The sequence below is a fragment of the Ectobacillus antri genome, assembly GCF_003852715.1.
GTDB classification, from domain to species: Bacteria; Bacillota; Bacilli; order Bacillales; family Bacillaceae_G; genus Ectobacillus; species Ectobacillus antri.
Genome location: NZ_RIAV01000003.1, coordinates 207,561 through 227,187, shown reverse-complemented (window position 1 = coordinate 227,187; position 19,627 = coordinate 207,561). Strand labels below are relative to the sequence as shown.

The window sequence follows — 19,627 nt, the reverse complement described above, 5'->3', positions numbered from 1 at the left end:
CTTAAAATATGTTAACCTTCACTGCTTGCAGCTGCTTGTTGAGTAGTTGCTTTCATGGTATAAGCTACATAAATATATGCTTCTAACACATGTTCATATACCGATTCCGTAACTTTCTTTTTAAATTTAAATCCACCGTTCTTTAAGTTAATTTCGAAAGAGACTTCAATAAGTATTTTTGTGACAGGGTCCTCAAAATCAAAAAAACATACTTCATCCATAGTATCATTTGTAGGTAGTCCCAATTCCTCAATAGCATCAGTTACTTTACTAAACCACACATCATTGCGCAAATCAACCTTCCTGCTTGCATTAAAAGTCATGCTCCCAAGCGTAGCCGGAATTGCAATTTGGGTAGATGCTAAGCCTGCCTTCAAGAGTTCGCACATTTGTTTGGCCTCATCTTTAGTTACAATAGTAGTATATGTCCACGTGTATGGTTGACCATACCCTAACAATTTCATAACAAACTCCATATACTTCTTTCGCTCATTATATGAACATCTAAGCTCTACTACTTGGTCATTAAAGTGAATAACTACGCAAGAAGTAGCTGCGTACATTCCAGATTCAGAATTCCATCCATTTTTACGAGTAGTATATTTTGCCTCTGCCATTTTTAAATATACGTCTTCTCCATTACGATAAATAGCACAGAGTTGAAGTTCTTTAGATAGAGGGGGTTTCCATTCTGTATCCAATTGCGAAATATTTATATATTTTTCGGTAATGAGAGAGTTTATAAATGTATCAGCGTCTTTTGATTTTGTTGGGAATGCAGAATCTGGTTTACAGATTGTTAAATTAGTATCGGTAAACAAGAACTGATTATGCAAATACATTAATTGATCTTGCAATTTTAGATTAACAAGATCAGCTATCACATCCTCAATATCTCTCCCATGATGCCTTACATTATGTCGAGAAGCTAATCTCTTTATATATTTCGACGGTATATTATAAGTTCCTGCCACAAGCAAACCTCCTGCTAGCAAAAGAAGAAACCACAACACTAATCTATAAACCTAGACAAAATGACTAATTTTTAATAGAATTTAGATAGATATAAGGGCATGTTTGGTTCATCCTGCATGTCTTTTTATATTTTTTACATATTATATAATATTTTATTAATATTTTCCACAAAAAAAGCCGGTCCCTATGGTGCCGGCTAAGTTAACTACACTAATTCCAAGTATGCTCCTTTGTTTCCATACACCCACGCATCGCGGTGATCGTTATTAGCTAGGATGATTTTATGCCAATCGTCAAGGTTTCCTGTTACGTTATATAACTCTCCTTTGTATGCCTTAGCGATAATCGGGTACTGTGTGCCGTTTCCAGCTCTGATGTTGAGTACATCTACCTTCACTCGTACCGTAGCAATAATTCCACTTTCACATGTAGCTGTTGCGACCTCAAGCACTGTATCTGTGCCATAGCCTTTGTAATTAAACTGTAAGTGCGGATGATCAACAAAATCTTTCCAATCGCCTCCCCACTCAAAGCCAAGTTGTTTTGCGTATGTGATGGCAGATGCATATGGCTCTTGTAAGTACGCACTGCGACTCCATTCATCTTTTCCATTAATAATAGGAACAAAATCCAATGCTTGACCTTTCAAGTGATACGACTTTAATGTTTTTGTTGCACCACGAGCTAGATAAATCTTTTGCGTTTCCAAAGTACGCAGCGTTTCGTAAATTAGAATGTCTGCACGAAGTTCAATACACTTTTCATACCACTTGTATGCAGCTGCCCGTGTGTTAGGTGCCAACTTATCTAAATTAGCGCGGTTACGTTTATCGTATGTCATTGTAAACGTCATGTTTCATTCCCCCTTATTTCTTAATAATTTTGGATTGGTCAAAGAGACCTGATGCTGACAAGCCAACTACAATGCCACCTAAAATGTTATCTTGTATATCTGCAGGCAAAAAGAAAACGCCTAGCAATACGCCAAGCGCTACATTTAGTAGTGGAATGTATTTAGCTTGCAATCCTAAGCCTTTCACCACCTGAGACAAACCAATAATAACAGCGATGAGATATAAAACCATTTGTTCAAACATCATTACACGCCCCCTTTTAACACAAATCCAAGACCTGCCATCACCAAACCACCAATGATAAGACGTAGAATCCATGTTGTATTGTTCTTAATGCCTCGTAAATCTTCTTGGATGCCTTTAATGTCCCTTTCTGCTACCGTTGTCCGTGTAGATAGGTCATTTACACGGTTTTCCAAACTTTTGATATCTTGTCTCAACACCTGTACTTCTTGCTGCAAACCAGTTGCTTCTGGCATCGTCCTCGCTCCCTTCTACAAAAAAAGAGCTATATAAGCTCTGTTGATTGCATTTCTATTTGTGTTTCTTGCCATGCTGCGTACTCTGCTTCAAATGTGTTACAACGTTTTTGCTCAATAATCTTCCTAAACGTTAGTTTAACGCTTGTTAGCGGGAAGCCGTAGCCTACCATTTTGCACCAATACTTCTGATCACGAACATTCCAATACGGGTCATAAAACATACTTACATCTAACATTAAACAGTTCCTCCTTCTAGTTGTATAATGCGCTGCTCCAACTCTGTAAGTTTTGCTAGTATAAATTCGTCTACAACTTGCATGCCTGCGGTACGTTCGTCCGTTACAGTTAAGTTTTGTAACGTAAAGTCGTCCACGGCTTGTAGCCCGTTAATGGTTTCGCTTAAAATGCTTTCTTTCGGCACCACTTTAAACAGTTCGTGTTCTAGCGCCAGGCCCCTTAATGTTTCTAAGCTATCTTCTTCTATGCCTGTAGTAGAGGGTAAAAGCAAAACCTCCTGACTTTCCCCAATACCGCAAATGCTGCCATCATGCCAAGTAAACTCGTTTAAATCTGTAATTTGTACATTAAGTGCATTTTTAATGTCTAATAAAATTGCACCGTCTTGTATTAAGCAAATTCGCATGTTATCCCACCTATCTATATGTGACTTGCAATGATGCACTGGTAGATAGACTCATATAATCAGTGCTACCACCGCCAGGGATATAAACGCCAAACCCTTGCTGCGTACCATTTGCAATTTGTGTTTGTGTAGCGCTTGTAACGTCAATTACCAACGTTTGCCCCCAACCTAAAACACCACTTGCAACCTCGCCAGTTACCGCAAAGTCGCCGTTAGGGTTGGCTGTTTGTGCGTGGCATACAATGTGTGCAGTACGTCCACCACTTGCACCCCCACGGCTATCGCGCGTAATGGTAAGTTTAGCACTAACAATGGTTTTACCCGCCAAGGTACCGCGTATGTTACCAAACACCCACAAACCTTTGCGGTTACCGTAACCATAGTCGCCTTGCTTAACCTCGTTAGCTGTAAAAAAGCCTTGGGAGCTGTAGTTACCGCCAAAAGTGCTACTCCATACCGTTGTCTGTTCGGGTGGTACCGCAGGTGTAGCCTCGCCAAGGTTAACTGTCCAAACGTCCTGCTTCCACGTATTGTCAGTATAAGAGTGATAACCTAGCATACCGCTATTTGTACGGCTTAAAGTACCGCCCCAACGTGTGCCAAATCCGGATACGTGCCCGCCTGTATCAACTAAAAAAGATACGGGTACACTCCCGTAACAGTTATAAACATCTACACGCCCTAACGTAACGTATAGCCCACGGTCAGCAACGCCATATACATGCGTTTCACCGATTAATCCACTTGCACGATCGTAATAAATACCGTGCTGCGCCTTGTTAAATCCGTACAATTTACATGCATAGAACTCTACATTTGTACATAAAAACACGTCAACAAGCGCATTACCAACGGTAGTATTATCACCCTCAAATACAATGTCCTGAAACAGTACCCTTGTACTACATCCACTAACACGGCTATACCCTACAAACGTACTTTTTTGGGCGTTATAACCCGCAATCAATAACTGTCCGTTTTGAAAGCCGTTGATCTGTATACCGCCATATATTTTAATGTTACTAATCCAAATGGTAATATTGCGACCGTTCAGATTTTTAGGTAAGCCATTAATAACGTTAACCAAGTTCTTTTTAGCAAGTGCCATCGTGCTGCCATCATTAGCGTCATTCCCGTTTGTACCGTCTACATAAATAGCTGTGTGCCCGCCTTGGTAAACATTAACGACGTTGCCCCTAATGTCATTGCTGGTGATGGTAGGTCCAGATATGCCCTTTTCGTTCACCTGCCCTACTAGTTCCTGCTGTCCATCGCCATCAGTATCCGCATAAACCTCTAACTCACCGTTACCATATGCTTGTCCTAGCTTTAGTTTCCCGCCTTCTGCCTGGTCGAATGATATTTTACCGCTATCCGCTACTGTTACGGCAGGGGAAAACATGTAAAGGTCGCTGTTAACCGTATTAGCGTAGTTAAGTACACGCACCAAAACAAAACGTGTGTTAGGTGGTAATTTAATGTGCCTGTCTACGTTTTTGCCATTCGGGAAGTTAGTAGTGCCAGCATCTGCACCCAATGCGTAACCTTCCATGTATCGCCATACGCCGTTCGTTTGGTTTGTATCGCCTGTATTACTAAACCAAAAGTACGGGAAGCTCGCGCTACCGCTTAATGTACGAGTACTTACGTTAAAGTAGTCGCATGTAAGCTGTACAAAGTCTTTATCATACGCCACAATACCGAAATAGGTTCTTCCGCCCTGCCCTGTAGGTTTATATAAAGCCACTTTGAATTTATATGCTTTGTTAGGATCTACTAAAAACAAATTTGAGTTAAAAGCTCCGTTGCCTGTGCTGCTCAACTTTGCTACTTTTACAGCAGATGAAACGCCACCGCCTGCCGTAGTTAATGGGTTATCCGCTAACGTAATGGTACCTGCACTAGCAACCCAATCCGTAACTGTCTCAGTCATAGTCGGGTTATTAATTAGGTTAAACGCAGTAACTTTTAACTTGTTAGCGTCAATAGAACCTGTAGCTAATTTATTACCATCAATAACTGTAGCCCCGTTTTCACTTGTAACAACCGCATTAATTTTACCGCTAGTATCAGTTAACTCTCCTACAATTTCATCGTTATTAGGCGTCCAAGCTGTAGCCTTTGTTCCTTGCTCTAGCTTTATTTTGGCTACGTAAAATAACCCGTAAGAGTTTGTACCTGAAAAGTCAAAACTTACCCTAGAACCAATAAGTAAGCGTACAGTAGGGCATGTACTTGTAGCAGTAAAGGTTAATTCATAGCGGTATACAGTTAGCACAAAAGGTGTAGTCATACTGCCGTATACCTTTTGTACGCTTACGCTTGTAGTAGGTATGCGTTGGTTGGTGCCCCCATCGTTAATAAGATACGTATAGTTTAAATCGTTTTGTGCGCTAGGGTGTACGGCAACTAAAAAGGATAACGTATACTTTTCGCCACCAATTACAGCAAATTTAAGCCCTGTCGCACTACTTTTAGTCCCTAAACCAAACGTACTACTAGCACCCAAACCAGCAACAGAAGCTACACGTAAAAACGGCAACACTTCACCGCTATCTAGAGTAATATTTTGCACGCTAGGCGCTTGTGTGTTAGCATTCCACACCTGCCAATCGTTTACGTTAAAACGGCTAAAGTCCCACCCCTTTAACATATTTGCACTACCAATTACCATTTCTACAGGGTTGTAACCATTCTCAAACGTAGTCCCCGCACCAATGCGCACACGGTCTGCGCTTAACAAACCCGTATTAATGTTATCTGCGTTAATGTTAACAATATCAATTTCTACAGCATCAATAGTACCTGCGGTTAGTTTATCGGCACTAACGTTACCTATTTGTGCATTACCGATGGTAGCGTCTGCAATGTACGTACCATTAATTTTAGCTGTGCTAGCGGTAACTTGCGCTGTATAAGCACTGTACTGCCCTGCTGTGTTAAAACTACGTAATCTAAAGTACCATGTTTCGTTAGGGTTTGCTTTGTGCGTAATACCGCCCGCCTTACCCTTCCAAATTAAGTTACTAGCTTGCGGTGTAAAATTGTTAACTGGGGAGCCGTAAACTTCATAACCTGCAAGTCCTAAACGGCTATCAAAATCCCATTTAAGCGCAATAAGTTCGTATAAACCGTTAGCCGTGAAGTTAGTAGGGGTTGTAGCAATTACCGGTTCAACATCACCATCTGTAATGGGACTAACCACCCCATCCCAAACACCACCCCTATCATTAATCGTCTGTTCAATCTCTTCAATACGACTAGTAATATCCGTCAACATAGGGATAAAGTTACCTAAAACAAACTCTGTAGCTGCTGGGTCTGTTAGGCTACGGCGTATCTCTATCACGCGTGCTTGTACTCGTAGTTCCGGGGTAAACTCCCTGTCTATGATAAATACGTTATCTCCCAGCCGTACTTTTTCGTGGTTTAAGCTTGCCACTCGTTCAAGGTCTATTGCATTTACTTCGTAGGTTAAACGCGGTTTATTTACCGTTTGCAAGTAATTCCATGTTGCTTGTAATAACGCAGCAGGATCTTCTATATCGTTAAACTCAACAATTCCGTAGCGATGGCGCGTTCCATTCGCCAAACCATAAAGTGCAAGAGCGTTAGTATCTCCTACCCATTCTTGTCCGGCAGGTTTATTAGCGGGGTTACCAACAGTAGTCCAAACAACGTCTCTAAACGTGGCTTTACGGGTATAACCATCTGTAGCTTCAATCGTGCTAGATTTACCTCGTCCATATAAAGCTGTTTTGATCGATGTTATATCTTCCGTACGTTTGACGCTTGTAAGGTCCTTAGTATATTCAAAACGCTTCCCGGTATCAGCTCCGCGTCTAGCTAATAAATCTACGTATCGCCCTGTAATGGATCCAGCTGTGTATGTTAATCTGAATCGGAGTTCCCCTCCATATACGCGGACAATCTCACGCAGATTATTTAAAGCATTGCTGTAGTAAAAATTCACATTGTTTGTACCTAAACTGTCCACTGTACCAATTTGCCATCGACTCTTCGAAAGTGCATCCGTTACAGCATGTAATGCTGTACCATTCACTGTTCGTTTATCCTCAACGATATCGTCAAGCAATTCATAGCTTACATGTTCACATGAAGCTGTTTTGGTAAAAGTATCTCCATCATGAAACTCTTCCGTATTGTAAATCGTAAAAGCTTGCAAGTTACCATCCAAATCAAGAAATCCTGCAATGTTACCTCGTTTTACATAGATGGCATCAGCATGATCAGCAGGCACAGAAAATGTGAACGTGAAGTCACGATTTAGCTGCTCCACATGTTTATCATCATAAAAAGGCATCATGTTCCCATCATTACTGCTAACCGCAACAAGCTTTTCAGTTAAACCGTCGAATAAAAATAGCTGGTTCACGCTTTTGCCCTCCTACAGCCATTTATCCTTGTATGTCAACGTCATTGTACCTAAAAATGTAGTACAGTTGATTGTGTTTGTTCCAGGATACAATGACCAAAAATCACTACTTAAATCTAATGCAGGCATAATGTTTGTACCGTTTAATGTAATAAATCCCTTTCTACAATCAATTATTAATGTATCTGAGCTTACAAATGCCTTAACTAGCTTAATAACTTCATTTTTTTCTACATGCTTGATACTCAAATTAGTAGTGGCGCCGGTAAAAGTAATTGTAATAACCGGCAAGACATCAGCAGTTCCCATAACATTTATAGTTTTATTTCCGTTGCTCGTTAACGTGATGTCAGTAGCTGCACTACTTTCTGCACAAGGATCTGCACAAATAAACTGGATTGTACCATCACCGAAACGAAATATCTCTTCCCAGTCTGTACCGTCTGTAATAGCGGTATAGACTTTGTCTGGCTCATCATCAAATATCAATGGAGCTTCTAATCTATTGTTGTGTAGCCACTTGGTAATGTTTCGAGCATTTGTACGAAGAGCTGCTTGTGATATAGCTTTTATTTTTACTTTGACTGAAATTTCACGTTTACCTAATGCAGACTTTGCAAAGTATGCACCGTTTCTTCCAGGCGGTTCTACAAAGGTATTTTTAATTGCAGGTAAAGGAGGGCGTGAGATGCTTATCACCTTAATTCCATACGTACTCGCATGTATACCATTGAATGTAAACATTAACCGCGCCCTCCTGTTCTCTGTGATCTTTGCTGCAGCACATGTAACCTTTGTGCAATACGGTCTATATCCGCTTCTTCCCTTACGACAAGTTGACCAATTTCAAATATATTACGAGTTGAATTTTTTTGTATGGTGCTTGTTTGTGGTCCGGTCGGACTGATAGCTGGTAATGCAAGCATATCCCCTAATAGTCCTTGTACTAAAGGAAGACCTTTTGTAATGCTATCGGAAATGGGGCCGCCGAAATCCAGTTTATCTAAGTCAGAAAGCGGACCGACCTTGGCAGGGGAAAACGGTAAGAAGTTACGAATCTTCCCAGCTACTTTGGAAATCGTAGAAGTGACCTTTCCAATCATGCCTTCAATACCTTGAATCATCATGTCAATGAAGCCGCGGCCTGCATTATAGAAGCTGTTACCAATATTGGAGAAGACACCACCCAGTGCATTTCCTAAGCCACGAACCACTCCAAGAAATGCATTCACTCCCATAGTGGCTACATTTTTCATCAAGTCCCAAGCATTCTGCAAAATGCTTTTTACGTTTTCCCAAGCTCCACGCCAATTCCCTGTTAATAAATTAGCGAATAAACCAATGATGCCTAATATGATGCCAATGGCAGCTTGAATGATACCCTTGATATTTCCCCAAACTGCTTGCACCACGCTTTTTAATACTTCAAAAATAAATTTAGCTGTTGTGACCATTCGTTGGATATGAGTAATGACGTAAGATACCACGAATGCCCAAATCGTTTGTGCAATTTGCTTAATTTGCTTGCCGTTTTGGTCCCAAAACTCTTTTAGTTTCCCAAATAGTTGCTTTCCAAAACTTACAATGGCATTCCAAACAGGCAGAAGTACATTGTTTAGGATGAAATTCCATGTGGCAATTGCTGCAGCTTTAATCACCTGCCAGCCAGTAATAATGGCGTTTCGGAAACCTTCATTTGTTTTCCATAAATACATAATTCCAGCTACTAACCCGACAATTGCAGCTGCTACAATCCATACTGTTGCACTCATGGCAGCCAAACCGGTAATCAGCGGTCCTATCATTGTCCATATAAACCCCCATGCTGCTTGTAACCCTGCCCACAATCCAATACCAATTGCAAGGGGGGATAAGATTAATAGTAAGGCTGGAATCAACATCATAATGCCTTGAATGATTTTAGCCAGAGTGGGATGTGCTTCATTAAACTTAATAGCCATAACCGCAATTGCATTGATGAAGTCATATACCTTTGTCATGACCATCGCAAATACATCCACCATCGGTTGAAAGGCTTTCTTGAGATTCGCTACCATTGTCTCAAATGACTTCTTATATCCTTCGTTTGACTTCATAGCCGCTTTATGGAGTCCACCATAGACCAAAACACCAGTGACTAAAGCTCCTAATGCAACCATTTGAAAACGAACAAGACCTTGATTAATCATTCCTTGCATATCACGTAGTTGCTTCATATTAGCCGTAGGACCTAACAATCGTAAGGCTAATACAGAAGCATTACCGTTTAATGCAATTTTATTTAAGGTATTTGCGACCGCTAAACCCGCTTGATTCACCTTATAAATCGGGTTGCCCATCCGATCATAATTCTCGGAAATCTTTTGAGCTTGCGTGCTCATGTTCATCATTTGTCCAGCTGTCTGAATCATAGAGGCTTTCGCTAAATTGTTATTGGCAATCATCGCATCAGACGCTTTTTTATACTCGGCCCCAAGCTGTTTTACCTGGTCCATAAACTGTGCATTGGTTCCTTGGAATGTGTCCATGGATTGCGCTAATTCCAGCATCTTCACTTCCGTTTGTAAAAGTTGTGTTTTAAATGGCAATAGTGCTTTTTCTGCTTCTTGGAACTTCTGTTTCACTTCATTCAATTTCGTTTGAATTTGTTGTAAGCCTTGTTCAGCACCAGTCCCATCTATTTTGGAATCAATAATGACTCTGCCATCTGACATCGTTTCACCCCCTTGTTTTCAAGAATGCTGCCACGTTATCAAATTTTTTGTCCAATTGTTCTAAGGCTTGCTGTTCGTTTATCTCTTGTTCCAGACGATACATACGCTTCATGCGCATGACATGATCGCGGTATTCCTGGTTATGCTTATCTGGTGCTGGCACCTTCATTTGACGATAACCGATTACCTCTTTAAATTTGGACTTTTCATCTAAATGCGTAAGGAGTTGCAGGAATTTTTGCCAATGCAATTTCCCATGTTGCTCAAACAAATCCATTTGATATGCACGTAAAAAGGACGCATAAATAATGCCTGCGTCTTGTTCAAAATCATATACTTTTTGGCTGTCCGCTTCTTCTTGCTGAGTCAAATCCATATCCAGAAATTCTTTAAAAATATATAAAAAAAGAGTGTACAAATCCTTTGTAGAAAGATGTTGTATACTCGAATATTCGATAAGTAACATTTCTAATGCAATCTCAATCTTTTCCCCATCAGAGAACACAGGATCTTTGAATAGTTCAAATACACGTAATACATTATCGAATGATAAATCTACATGCAGCACTTGCCCTTTGTATAAAAAAGAATCATCAAAATCAGATGTAAGAAGAAAAGAGCTCATGCCCTTCCCTTCTTCACATACTTGCTCTTTTTCTCAATACGGGATTGCTCTGTTTTTTCTTTCATGATATCAGCGATATAGGCTAACAAATCAAACATGTTGAGCATTGACCGCCCTGCTTTTTCATACAGTTCTTCAAATGCGTCTTCACCTAATAATTGATTGGTAAAACGTTTTACCAAATCTTTTTGATTGTCTATCACATGTTTTTGTTCTTCATCTGTCAGATGTTCCACATCTAAAACTTCTAACTTTTGTGCTTCTGCATAAAAGTCTTTAAATCCCTTTTGATACTGTTCGACTTTGTCGTCAGCAAAATCAATTCGATAGGTTTTACCTGCAATCTCTACCTCTTCATAAGCCTTAGCAAATTCAAATTTACGCATTCTCTCCACCCTTTCTTAATTAAAAAGGAAGTATCCTTTCAGACACTTCCTGCTTCTTATACGGTTCTAAAGTTGGTAATGCTGTTGGCCGCGAGTGCATTACCCGCAACATCCTTAACATTCCTCGTCGCAACAGCAATATAATCTGTGGCTGCGGTTAAGTTGGCTGTCGGGTCAAAGGTAACTACTGTGTTGCCTGCACTAAGCGCAAGCGTCCCCGCTACAGGCGTGCCATCCGCTTTGGTAACGAAGAAGTTTGCATCTGTTACTAAGCTGCTTTGAATGGCTTCAGAGAATGTCCAAACAATGTTAGAACCCACAGCAAATCCGGTTGCACCATCAATCGGGTTGGTTGTGACTGTAGGAGGTGTACCATCCGCTGCAGCCGGTGTAAATGTCGGTTCACCATTAAAGTGGATCTCAAAGGAGATTTCACCTTTTGCGTTTGCATCCCCACTTGGTCCTTCAATGTTCGCAATTGTGCAGGCTCCTTCGAATTTACTTCCATCCGGTAATGTCCAGCGAAAATCTGTTTCACGCTCCGAACCTAACTTCGTTAATTTGCTAAAAATATAGTCCTGCGCTGGATTCCCGAATTTACGGTGACCAGTGAACGTTAGAATTAATTGAGCTCCCGTCACTGTAGAAGATGCAAACCCTTTGCCGTCTAAATACGTATCCTGCGCAACTTCTTCATTTGTGTTGGGCTCGAAATTATTTAGTCCTTCCGCAAGACGTGCAAACGTACCAGGCGCTACACCTGGTGTTGTATTCAATTCAAACAAATGAGTAGATTGCAATAACAACCCTTGTGGTGGCATTAAACACCTCTCCTTTCAATTTCCGCTTGGAATAAAGCAGTGTAGACATATTCATCATGTTCCGTTTTCTGCACGAAATTTGGCATGGTATACACGTTACACGATACAAATGAAAAGCTGCCATTCCCACTTACGATAGCCCCGTTTTCTAAAGTATCTAAGAAAAAGGTGATATCTTGCAGTGTGAAGACAGCCTGCTGTTGATTGTGATCTTTGATAAGGATTTGAAAAGCAAAATGATACGTATTTCCCTTATCCAAATACTTTGTTGAAGGATAAGAAGGTGTTTGCCGGATACAGATAGCAGGAGACTGTGTACTCAATACTCCAACTTGTATAGGAGCGGGTAATGCTATATTTGTTGTGATTTTGTCAATTAACCGCTGAAGTAGATCCACCCAAACACCTCCTATCCCATATTCTGATTCACAGTATGTTGTGCAATCTTTTCCCAATCTGATCCGTGACGCGCTTTGGCTTCTTCAAACCATAACCCTTGTGCATTTGGGTTTTTATCCTGTGAAAAGTTATATTGTGGGTTGTAATAGAGACGTCTGGCATATGGTGTATTCCATTCGATATGCCCTTCTCCCGTCCGGCTAAAACGCAAGGAGCTCTGTTCAAGCGCACCTGTATCTTTTGGGATAAAGTTGTTGCTGTCCTTTAATATTTGCTCATCTAATGCCAATTGAGCTTTATTTAAGGCCTGTTGTGCTTTATCCATCGTTTTTTGGGCATCATACGTAATTTTCACATCAAACTTAATCATACCAACGTCACCTCCCAGTGATGGGGAATGGTACCAAATCCATAGAATTCATCCACATTGGCTACATAGTAAGTTGTACCGTTCAATACAATCTTGGATTTTTCTTGCCAATTCACTTTTGGATAAGAATGCACGGCATCAAAGAACAAAATAGAAGAATTATTCTCCTGTTCCCGCTCGCTTGTCCCAATTTTACGCCGATAAGAAGGAATGGACTGCACTAAAACGTTATAAAGCATAACAGGAGCCTTATAGGCTTCTCCCCAGGTGCTGTTCCCGTTATATTGATGGTATTCCACAGTGTGAATCAATAATTGTAAGGGAATGGGCCGTGTCATAGCGTATCCACTCCTGTATACAACAATCCCGTTGGTTTCAAGTATTCAATAACCGCTGGATTGGTTCTGCCTGCATTGCCGCTTGCTCCTGATCCGCTATACCGAAACTTTCCGATACTCACACTGTTTAATGCATCTCCATTGAATGCTTGTTGACCATTTAACACGAAATGCTCTGTTTGAACAGCTGTTGCCTTTTTCACTTGTTCCTGTACAAAAGCAGGAAAATCACTCAGTTTATTCGGGCTCATTGCAATTTTATAACCGGTTATTTGGTCTATGACGTCACTAGCTCGCTTTATCAAAACAGCAAGGAGGGTGCTGTCCCCTCCTGCAATACCGCCATATTCATTTTGATAGTAATTGGTATCAATGTATGCCAATTACGCTCACTCCTTAGATTTTGAAGTCTTTGCTGGCGCTTTCTCTTCTACTTCGTAGCCATCTACAACTTCATAGCCGTTTAGCTCCAATTCTTTTGCAAGAGTATCATCTGCCTCGATATACGCGTTATCTTTCTTCAACAACTTCATATGTCATCCTCCCTTTACGGCTTCGCTACTGTGCCATGAGACACGTATAAACCATCCGCTTTATTTTTCATCACAAACAGGTCGTGGTACATGCGGTTTTGATACAAGTAACCATCCCCTTGTGTATGCTGACCTGGTTGGAATAGATAAATGCTGCTTAGCTTCGCTTTCGCTATGATAGATGGCTTAGCTACCACCAAGAAGTTAATAGCAAATGACCCTGTCGCAGAGACAAAGCCTGATGTAAAGTTGAAAGACGTATGGAATCGCCCTGCATCCCAAACCTCTTTAAGCTTCACCCCATCAATGGATGTTACACGTGTGCTAATCGCACCACTATTAGACATAACATCAATTTTGCGTTGGAAATCTGTAGATTGCTCCAATGCATCCATAGCCGCAGAAGACATATATACGATAATATTAGATGGACCATATTTACGAATTGGTAAGATAGCTGCTTTTAGCTTCCCGTAAATATTTGTTTTATCTACTGCTTCAGCAGCAAAGCGAGTGTCCGCTTTTGCACGGGTAGCCATTTTAGAGAAGCGGTATGCATCCACTTCAGGAATCGCGTTTTCTGTCATGAACACCTTTGTGATGTTTGCGGCAGAAGCGGCTTGATTGGATTCATCTACATCTGCTTGATCCACGAAGAATTCAATGTCACGATCAAAGCCGAGTGTATACGGCTCATTCGTAGTTGTTACATCTCCACGGTTGTAGCCACCGTTACGAGAGTGTGTTTTATAACCAGAAACTGCTACATTCGGAACTAGAAACGTTTTAGCGTTCAGCCAATTCACATTCGGGGTTTCAAGCTCCGCTGTTAAAGACTCTTGTTTCAGGACTTGGTCAAGCTCCTGCCCATATTTTTGTGCATAGTTAATTGCGTTTGGCATAAGTTAGTGCCTCCTTTTATTTTCCTAGTAATGCGCGGACAAACGCATCAGATGTATCTGTTTTCCTCTGGTGCTGTCCACTTGTGAAATGAGGGTTCTGTTCTTCTTGTGGCTGAGCTGTTTTGAAATGTGGGAATTCCTCGACAACCAACGTGATAGCCTGCGCAATGTCTACCTCATCCGTTACCTTGGTTTTCGCCAATGTGATGACTGCATTGAGATTCTTTTCATCCGTAATACCTGCTTTAATAGCTGCATTTTCTGCTTTTAAAGAGAAAATGATATCTTGGCTTTCTTTGACTTGATTTTCGTATGATGTCAGCTTTTCATTTGCCTTTTCTTGTTCCGTTTTTTGTGATTCTTGCCACTCTCGGAACTTTGTAAGGCCGTCTTTTGCGCTTTCAAAGTCTTGAATGCCTAGCTGTTTCAAAAGCTTCTCTTGTGCTTTCTTTGCTTCTTTGGCAGCAATCCCATTTACATCTTCTTGTGTAAAGGTTTTTACCGATTGCGTAGCAGTAGTTTGTTCTCCTCCAACTTGTTGACCTTCAGCTTGTTGGTCAGCTGTTTGTTGTTGCGTTTGTTCCTCCATCGTTTCTACCTCCCAAAAGGGTTTTTGTCCTTTCGTTTTGTTTAACGTCCACTACGAATAACGGACAAAAGAAAAAGAACGCTATACAATGCGTTCTCGATCATATCTACGTGTTCTCTTCGTCTGTTCAATAAATTCCCTCATTGCAGCTTGACGCTGAGCCACTTTCATTTTTGCTTCTTTTACACCTTCTGGATCACCAAGTGCTTGCATGACATTTGCTTCTTTTTTCGCTTTCCGGATTTGTCTCTCTAGGTGCCGTTGTTGTTGACTTTCTTGATACGCTTGCTTATTTTCAGCAGCATCATAGGGTTGATATCGCTTTGTAGATTTCCCTTGAATGTACGGATACACCACATGATGACAGTTAATACCTAAGAGCCCCGCAGCTTCTCCATACGATGTACTAGAGAATGCTGGGTATCGTTTACTCTGACCACTTTTAGAAAAAATACGACCTTGAAACGGTGCGCATCGTGGCCGGGCGCCCATGTGTGAACTAACTTCTACTAAATCCACACCATATTCATCCATACGAGTAAGCTGCATATCGTTTGCAACTTGCTGGCTAAGCGTACGCGTAACCATGTTGACATAAGCTTCCGTGCTCCAGCGCCTACCTGCTTTATCAATCAATGCCGGAATGCCACGCTGAGACCATTCAGAAACCGTCTGTTTTAACGCCTGCTGTGGTGTAATAACGCCACTTAATACCTTACCTACTGTTTTATTCAGAACGTCTATATAGACCTGCTGAGACTGCTGTAGCATAGTTGTATTGATAAGATTAAAAGTGTCTTTCGCTCGCTGTTCATAGGCATTCAGTACACTAATGAGCGCCATGCTGGTGTGTGGCGGTGGAGCTGTCAGTAATGAACTTCCTCCTTGTAACGCCTCTTGGAAAATCGATTCGTGCTGTTCCACCGCGGTAAAGCCTGCTGTTTCCAGCATCTTCTTTAATTCCTCAGCTGTTTTTCCCGAATGTTTGGCAATGATCCTCATTTGTTGTTGCGTTAACGTGTTTAGTTTTTGAAGCTGCACGATACGCCAATGTTGGTATTCTGCGCCATTCTCAGCAAGCAGTAATAAATCTCTATCTTGTTTTAGGATTCGGGCTATGTTGACCAGCAATTCTTCTTCAATCGCATTATAAATATCGACCATAAACATAGAGAGCTGTTGCAATTGGTTAGGAGTAAGAGCCATTATTCGTCCTCTTCTTTCGGCTTGGATGTACCGAATAAATCTACTGCTTCTGGAAGCATGGTTTTGTTCTCTTCTTGAATCTCTTGTAGCATTTTCTGTGCTTGCTCTTCTGTGAAACCATGGATTTTCATGATGGCTAATTTTTTACTCGATAACCCATTGATAACAAGACCAGTCCAGTAGGTCGCATTCGTTGTTTTATCTTCTGTGATGGAGTCGTCAAAGGTAACAGTGACTTCATATTCTTTGCTAGGTCTTGGAAAAATGTTATACAAAGCTGCTACTTCAATAACGACATTGATTAACTCTTGAATTCCTGCTTCAATTGTAGTTTCATGGCTCGTTTTGGTACGGAATGTCTTCGAGTTTTCACTGATGACTTCTGTAGCCGTTTTTAATCCTGCGCTATCGAAGGTGAATGTTCCAGCACTAAAGCCGACTTGCATAGCTAAATGCGTCAATAAAGCATTAATAGCAGCAATATGCTCCTCCACCCGCAGTTCCACTTTAATATCCTGGATTTGTTTCATTTCTTCACTGAAGTTAAAAGCTTCGTATACTTCATCATTTGCATCAAAGTACCGCTGCATAATCCCAGTCTGCGGATCGACTACCGTTTTAATGGCATTAGTCGGAACTAAAATCCGTTTCTTACCCAAACGGAACTCACGCTCAAAGCTATCGAACGCTGTATCAAGTGCTTTTAGCGTATCCAGCGCATTCGCATACAACGAAACACCTAACGGACTGTTTAAGTCGACGTTATTTGCCGTATTTGGCTTGATATAGACGAATAAAGAACGTTTTAGACCATTTATAGCTACCTCTTCTTGTAACTCTGGAAAATGGCTATGAAGCGATATTTTCACACCTAAACTTTCTTTATTTTGACTCTCATACAATTCATTGCGAATGACGTAGGTTTGCCCTTCCCACACATGCCACTCCAAGTGGGTATATTTCTTATCACTTTTAAAAAACTCATTTACAAAAATACCTTCTGTAACTTCTTTATTGCTCCAAGAGAGGGGGATAAAACAATCAGCTGTGACGTATGACAATTTAATGTCTTTGCCATGAACGAATCCTTTGATAGCTATACCGCCTAAAGCAAACTTATACTCTAGGTACCTTTGAAACTCTCTTTGGAAATTGTTTACCTTAAACACCGTTTCGATATTAGCAGCCAACGTTTCATCAGAAATATTAATGCTACATTTCTCATTGAAAACTAAAGAAGCCATCTCCTGTGAGATGACTTTTGGCATATTTAAGCTGTTCATACGGCGTTCTTTTTTACCATTTACAGTTTGGTATTGGATATCATGAAACTCGCTGTAATAGCCTTGATAAAGCTGTTTCCAGACTTCGATTTGGCGATACTGTTCATCACTTACAGAAATGTCTCGGACCTGCGATACACTCTTAACACCTTTAATCAGATTCATTTTATATAACACCTGCCTTATCTTGGCGATTAGGCTTTTAAGCACCCGCTCACCTCCTTAAATGACATATCGTTTATAGAAATAGTTCACACCATAGCGAAATTCATCCATTGCATGGTTCCATTCGTCTATTGGCTTCCCACTCTCATCACGGCAGTACATCCCGACCTCTTTCAAGAAATGATAATGACTGTACTGTTCTGTCTCCACTAAGCAAAATTGTTCATTCGACAATACATTCTGTCCGCGTTCAATCCCAACTTCAATCCCTTTTGCATTCCCTTTTACATCGTGTGCATTGTTGTCAGCCTTTCGGGTATCAATTAGCAATAGATGCAGTTCCTCACGTAAGGATTTACACGCGGGATCTACGAATACTTCGGTATATCGCATCTGGAAAGTGGCTACGCACCATTGAACGAACTCTTTGATTTCCTTAGCATAAATGCTCATTGCCTTAGTTTGACCTGTTTCTTTTCCAGAATGATAGTAATGAGCGACACGATTCAGCTTATATTTTAGTTGATCATCTACCTTTTGCCGGGTGACAATATAACACGCGCAGCTGGTCGCGTCGCTTTGCCCGCCATCCGCTGTAAAGTACATTTCCAAGGGTTCTCCCTGCAAAGTAGACACAATATGCTTGTCCATATCAAACATGGCGTATATAACGCCTTCAGGCATCACTCGTTTGCCATACCAGTCACGCTGCAGTAAATACGGGTTCTTAGCAAGTGTGTCGTAGATCTCTTGCTTTCGTTCAGGTGTGATAATCGGATTATCTTGAATGGTCCAGTGCTTCCATCGCGTCTTTTGCACATTAAACACATTCTCAATAACAGGATGATTTGGAGCCGGCGGATTGAGATCTGCAAGATGATACCGCATCCGCGCCGCAAAGGTACGACGGAAACACTCCTGAATCATATCCATATGCAATAGATTAATTTCACAAAAGACCACAGAGCCAAGCGACATACCTGTTATTGCTTTTACACTGTCAACCTTACCTCCACCCTTGTAATACACCTTTTTAATACCCTTCGACGTGTGTACTTCTAAATGGTCACCAAGCCTGTCACTTTTCGGTTTAGCTAAGTCACCAAATATGTGCAGCAAGCCTGTTCCATCACCATCAATGAATAAACGATAAGCTTGTTCTTGGTTATAGGCTACAATCAAATGGTTTTCATCCGGGGTAACAGATAGATAGTAAGCATATCGAAAATGGCCAGCTGTTGTTTTGCCTGAACGTGGCGTTCCTTCATTCGCTTCAAGCGTCACATCAAACGGAGCGCGGATAATCTCAAGTTGCTTAGGTGAAAATGTAATGTTAGTCATCGCCTTTCACCGCATTAATTAAAGCATCTAGTAAAGACGTATCTTTTGTTGCACCTTTCAACAACTTAATGCGCTCTTGCACCAATTGTGTATCAGCTTCTAGTTTACGAAGTTCCGAAACTCGTTTTGCACGATCACCGCCCCAATCTGACATACGATTCTTTAGCCAAAAGATAAGAGCGGTTGTATCTGGTGTTACCTCTTTACATACTCGTTTGACCTCAACACCCATCTCATACGTAACTTCCTCATATTGATACCCAAGTGCACGTTTGAGCAGAGCGTTCTCGACTTCACGGTCTACTACTTCTTTTCCCTTTTTTAAGGCTTGTAAAATCGGCATATGACTGTTTTTCCAGTTGTATAAGGTTTTAACTGCAATTCCCATATTCTTTGCTATCTGCTCATCTGTAAGTCCGTCACGTGCCCATCCTTCTATGAGTAGCAGGCCTTCCTTCGTGAGCCATTCTTGATATTTCCCTTTTGCCATAACACCACCTCACGCTAATTGCTTGATGTCGTCATCTCGCGCTCCCACCCCAACGCCCTATTATGAGATGTGTTTTCCCTTTTAGCCAAAATAAAAAGCACTCCCGGAGGAATGC

General features: G+C 41.1%; 23 protein-coding genes. All 23 read right to left on the bottom strand.

Going from position 1 to position 19,627, the window contains the following annotated elements; genetic code table 11:
- Nucleotides 1-11: 11 nt before the first annotated feature.
- The 23 genes from EEJ45_RS05385 to EEJ45_RS05280 all read right to left on the bottom strand — a co-directional run bounded on the left by EEJ45_RS05385 (nucleotide 12) and on the right by EEJ45_RS05280 (nucleotide 19,512).
- Nucleotides 12-974 carry a hypothetical protein gene (locus EEJ45_RS05385; protein WP_124563767.1) on the bottom strand — a complete coding sequence of 321 codons (963 nt, stop codon included), beginning with the start codon at nucleotides 972-974 and terminating at the stop codon, nucleotides 12-14.
- 206 nt (nucleotides 975-1,180) lie between these two features.
- On the bottom strand, nucleotides 1,181-1,828 hold the full coding sequence (locus tag EEJ45_RS05380) for a M15 family metallopeptidase (RefSeq protein WP_124563766.1): 648 nt from the start codon (nucleotides 1,826-1,828) through the stop codon (nucleotides 1,181-1,183).
- A 13-nt stretch (nucleotides 1,829-1,841) separates the two neighbouring features.
- Nucleotides 1,842-2,072 (bottom strand): holin, encoded by a 231-nt coding sequence (locus EEJ45_RS05375; protein WP_124563817.1) that lies wholly within the window; start codon nucleotides 2,070-2,072, stop codon nucleotides 1,842-1,844.
- Between the two features lie 2 nt (nucleotides 2,073-2,074).
- Nucleotides 2,075-2,308, bottom strand: coding sequence for a hemolysin XhlA family protein (locus EEJ45_RS05370; RefSeq protein ID WP_124563765.1), 234 nt, complete (start codon nucleotides 2,306-2,308; stop codon nucleotides 2,075-2,077).
- Between the two features lie 29 nt (nucleotides 2,309-2,337).
- Nucleotides 2,338-2,547: a hypothetical protein gene (locus EEJ45_RS05365; protein ID WP_124563764.1), complete on the bottom strand. Its 210-nt coding sequence runs from the start codon at nucleotides 2,545-2,547 to the stop codon at nucleotides 2,338-2,340.
- Nucleotides 2,547-2,954, bottom strand: a complete 408-nt coding sequence (locus tag EEJ45_RS05360; protein ID WP_124563763.1) for a hypothetical protein — start codon at nucleotides 2,952-2,954, stop codon at nucleotides 2,547-2,549. Before EEJ45_RS05360 ends, EEJ45_RS05365 begins: the two co-directional genes overlap by 1 nt.
- A 10-nt stretch (nucleotides 2,955-2,964) precedes the next feature.
- Nucleotides 2,965-7,350, bottom strand: coding sequence for a phage tail protein (locus tag EEJ45_RS05355; RefSeq protein WP_124563762.1), 4,386 nt, complete (start codon nucleotides 7,348-7,350; stop codon nucleotides 2,965-2,967).
- Between the two features lie 12 nt (nucleotides 7,351-7,362).
- Nucleotides 7,363-8,094: a distal tail protein Dit gene (locus EEJ45_RS05350; protein ID WP_124563761.1), complete on the bottom strand. Its 732-nt coding sequence runs from the start codon at nucleotides 8,092-8,094 to the stop codon at nucleotides 7,363-7,365.
- Nucleotides 8,094-10,064, bottom strand: coding sequence for a phage tail protein (locus EEJ45_RS05345; RefSeq protein ID WP_124563760.1), 1,971 nt, complete (start codon nucleotides 10,062-10,064; stop codon nucleotides 8,094-8,096). Before EEJ45_RS05345 ends, EEJ45_RS05350 begins: the two co-directional genes overlap by 1 nt.
- A 4-nt stretch (nucleotides 10,065-10,068) precedes the next feature.
- A complete protein-coding gene (locus tag EEJ45_RS05340) occupies nucleotides 10,069-10,689 on the bottom strand; it encodes a Gp15 family bacteriophage protein (RefSeq protein WP_124563759.1) in 621 nt (206 codons plus the stop codon).
- On the bottom strand, nucleotides 10,686-11,075 hold the full coding sequence (locus EEJ45_RS05335; RefSeq protein ID WP_124563758.1) for a hypothetical protein: 390 nt from the start codon (nucleotides 11,073-11,075) through the stop codon (nucleotides 10,686-10,688). The genes EEJ45_RS05340 and EEJ45_RS05335 overlap by 4 nt, the downstream gene beginning before the upstream one ends.
- Nucleotides 11,076-11,131: 56 nt before the next feature.
- Nucleotides 11,132-11,896 (bottom strand): phage tail tube protein, encoded by a 765-nt coding sequence (locus tag EEJ45_RS18335; protein ID WP_164464206.1) that lies wholly within the window; start codon nucleotides 11,894-11,896, stop codon nucleotides 11,132-11,134.
- On the bottom strand, nucleotides 11,896-12,294 hold the full coding sequence (locus EEJ45_RS05325) for a minor capsid protein (RefSeq protein ID WP_164464205.1): 399 nt from the start codon (nucleotides 12,292-12,294) through the stop codon (nucleotides 11,896-11,898). The genes EEJ45_RS18335 and EEJ45_RS05325 overlap by 1 nt, the downstream gene beginning before the upstream one ends.
- An 11-nt stretch (nucleotides 12,295-12,305) precedes the next feature.
- Complete coding sequence (locus tag EEJ45_RS05320) at nucleotides 12,306-12,665, bottom strand: minor capsid protein (RefSeq protein WP_124563756.1); 360 nt, start codon at nucleotides 12,663-12,665, stop codon at nucleotides 12,306-12,308.
- Complete coding sequence (locus tag EEJ45_RS05315; protein ID WP_124563755.1) at nucleotides 12,662-13,003, bottom strand: putative minor capsid protein; 342 nt, start codon at nucleotides 13,001-13,003, stop codon at nucleotides 12,662-12,664. Before EEJ45_RS05315 ends, EEJ45_RS05320 begins: the two co-directional genes overlap by 4 nt.
- Entirely contained in the window at nucleotides 13,000-13,386 is a 387-nt protein-coding gene (locus tag EEJ45_RS05310) for a head-tail connector protein (protein WP_124563754.1), read from the bottom strand. The genes EEJ45_RS05315 and EEJ45_RS05310 overlap by 4 nt, the downstream gene beginning before the upstream one ends.
- A gap of 6 nt (nucleotides 13,387-13,392) precedes the next feature.
- Nucleotides 13,393-13,536, bottom strand: a complete 144-nt coding sequence (locus EEJ45_RS18330; protein ID WP_164464204.1) for a hypothetical protein — start codon at nucleotides 13,534-13,536, stop codon at nucleotides 13,393-13,395.
- 14 nt (nucleotides 13,537-13,550) lie between these two features.
- Nucleotides 13,551-14,438, bottom strand: a complete 888-nt coding sequence (locus EEJ45_RS05305; RefSeq protein WP_124563753.1) for a hypothetical protein — start codon at nucleotides 14,436-14,438, stop codon at nucleotides 13,551-13,553.
- 16 nt (nucleotides 14,439-14,454) lie between these two features.
- Nucleotides 14,455-15,027 (bottom strand): hypothetical protein, encoded by a 573-nt coding sequence (locus EEJ45_RS05300; RefSeq protein WP_245999826.1) that lies wholly within the window; start codon nucleotides 15,025-15,027, stop codon nucleotides 14,455-14,457.
- 81 nt (nucleotides 15,028-15,108) lie between these two features.
- Nucleotides 15,109-16,233: a phage minor capsid protein gene (locus tag EEJ45_RS05295; RefSeq protein WP_124563752.1), complete on the bottom strand. Its 1,125-nt coding sequence runs from the start codon at nucleotides 16,231-16,233 to the stop codon at nucleotides 15,109-15,111.
- Entirely contained in the window at nucleotides 16,233-17,726 is a 1,494-nt protein-coding gene (locus EEJ45_RS05290) for a phage portal protein (RefSeq protein ID WP_124563751.1), read from the bottom strand. The genes EEJ45_RS05295 and EEJ45_RS05290 overlap by 1 nt, the downstream gene beginning before the upstream one ends.
- Before the next feature lie 12 nt (nucleotides 17,727-17,738).
- Nucleotides 17,739-19,022: a PBSX family phage terminase large subunit gene (locus EEJ45_RS05285; protein WP_124563750.1), complete on the bottom strand. Its 1,284-nt coding sequence runs from the start codon at nucleotides 19,020-19,022 to the stop codon at nucleotides 17,739-17,741.
- Nucleotides 19,015-19,512 carry a hypothetical protein gene (locus tag EEJ45_RS05280; protein ID WP_245999825.1) on the bottom strand — a complete coding sequence of 166 codons (498 nt, stop codon included), beginning with the start codon at nucleotides 19,510-19,512 and terminating at the stop codon, nucleotides 19,015-19,017. Before EEJ45_RS05280 ends, EEJ45_RS05285 begins: the two co-directional genes overlap by 8 nt.
- Between the last annotated feature and the right edge of the window lie 115 nt (nucleotides 19,513-19,627).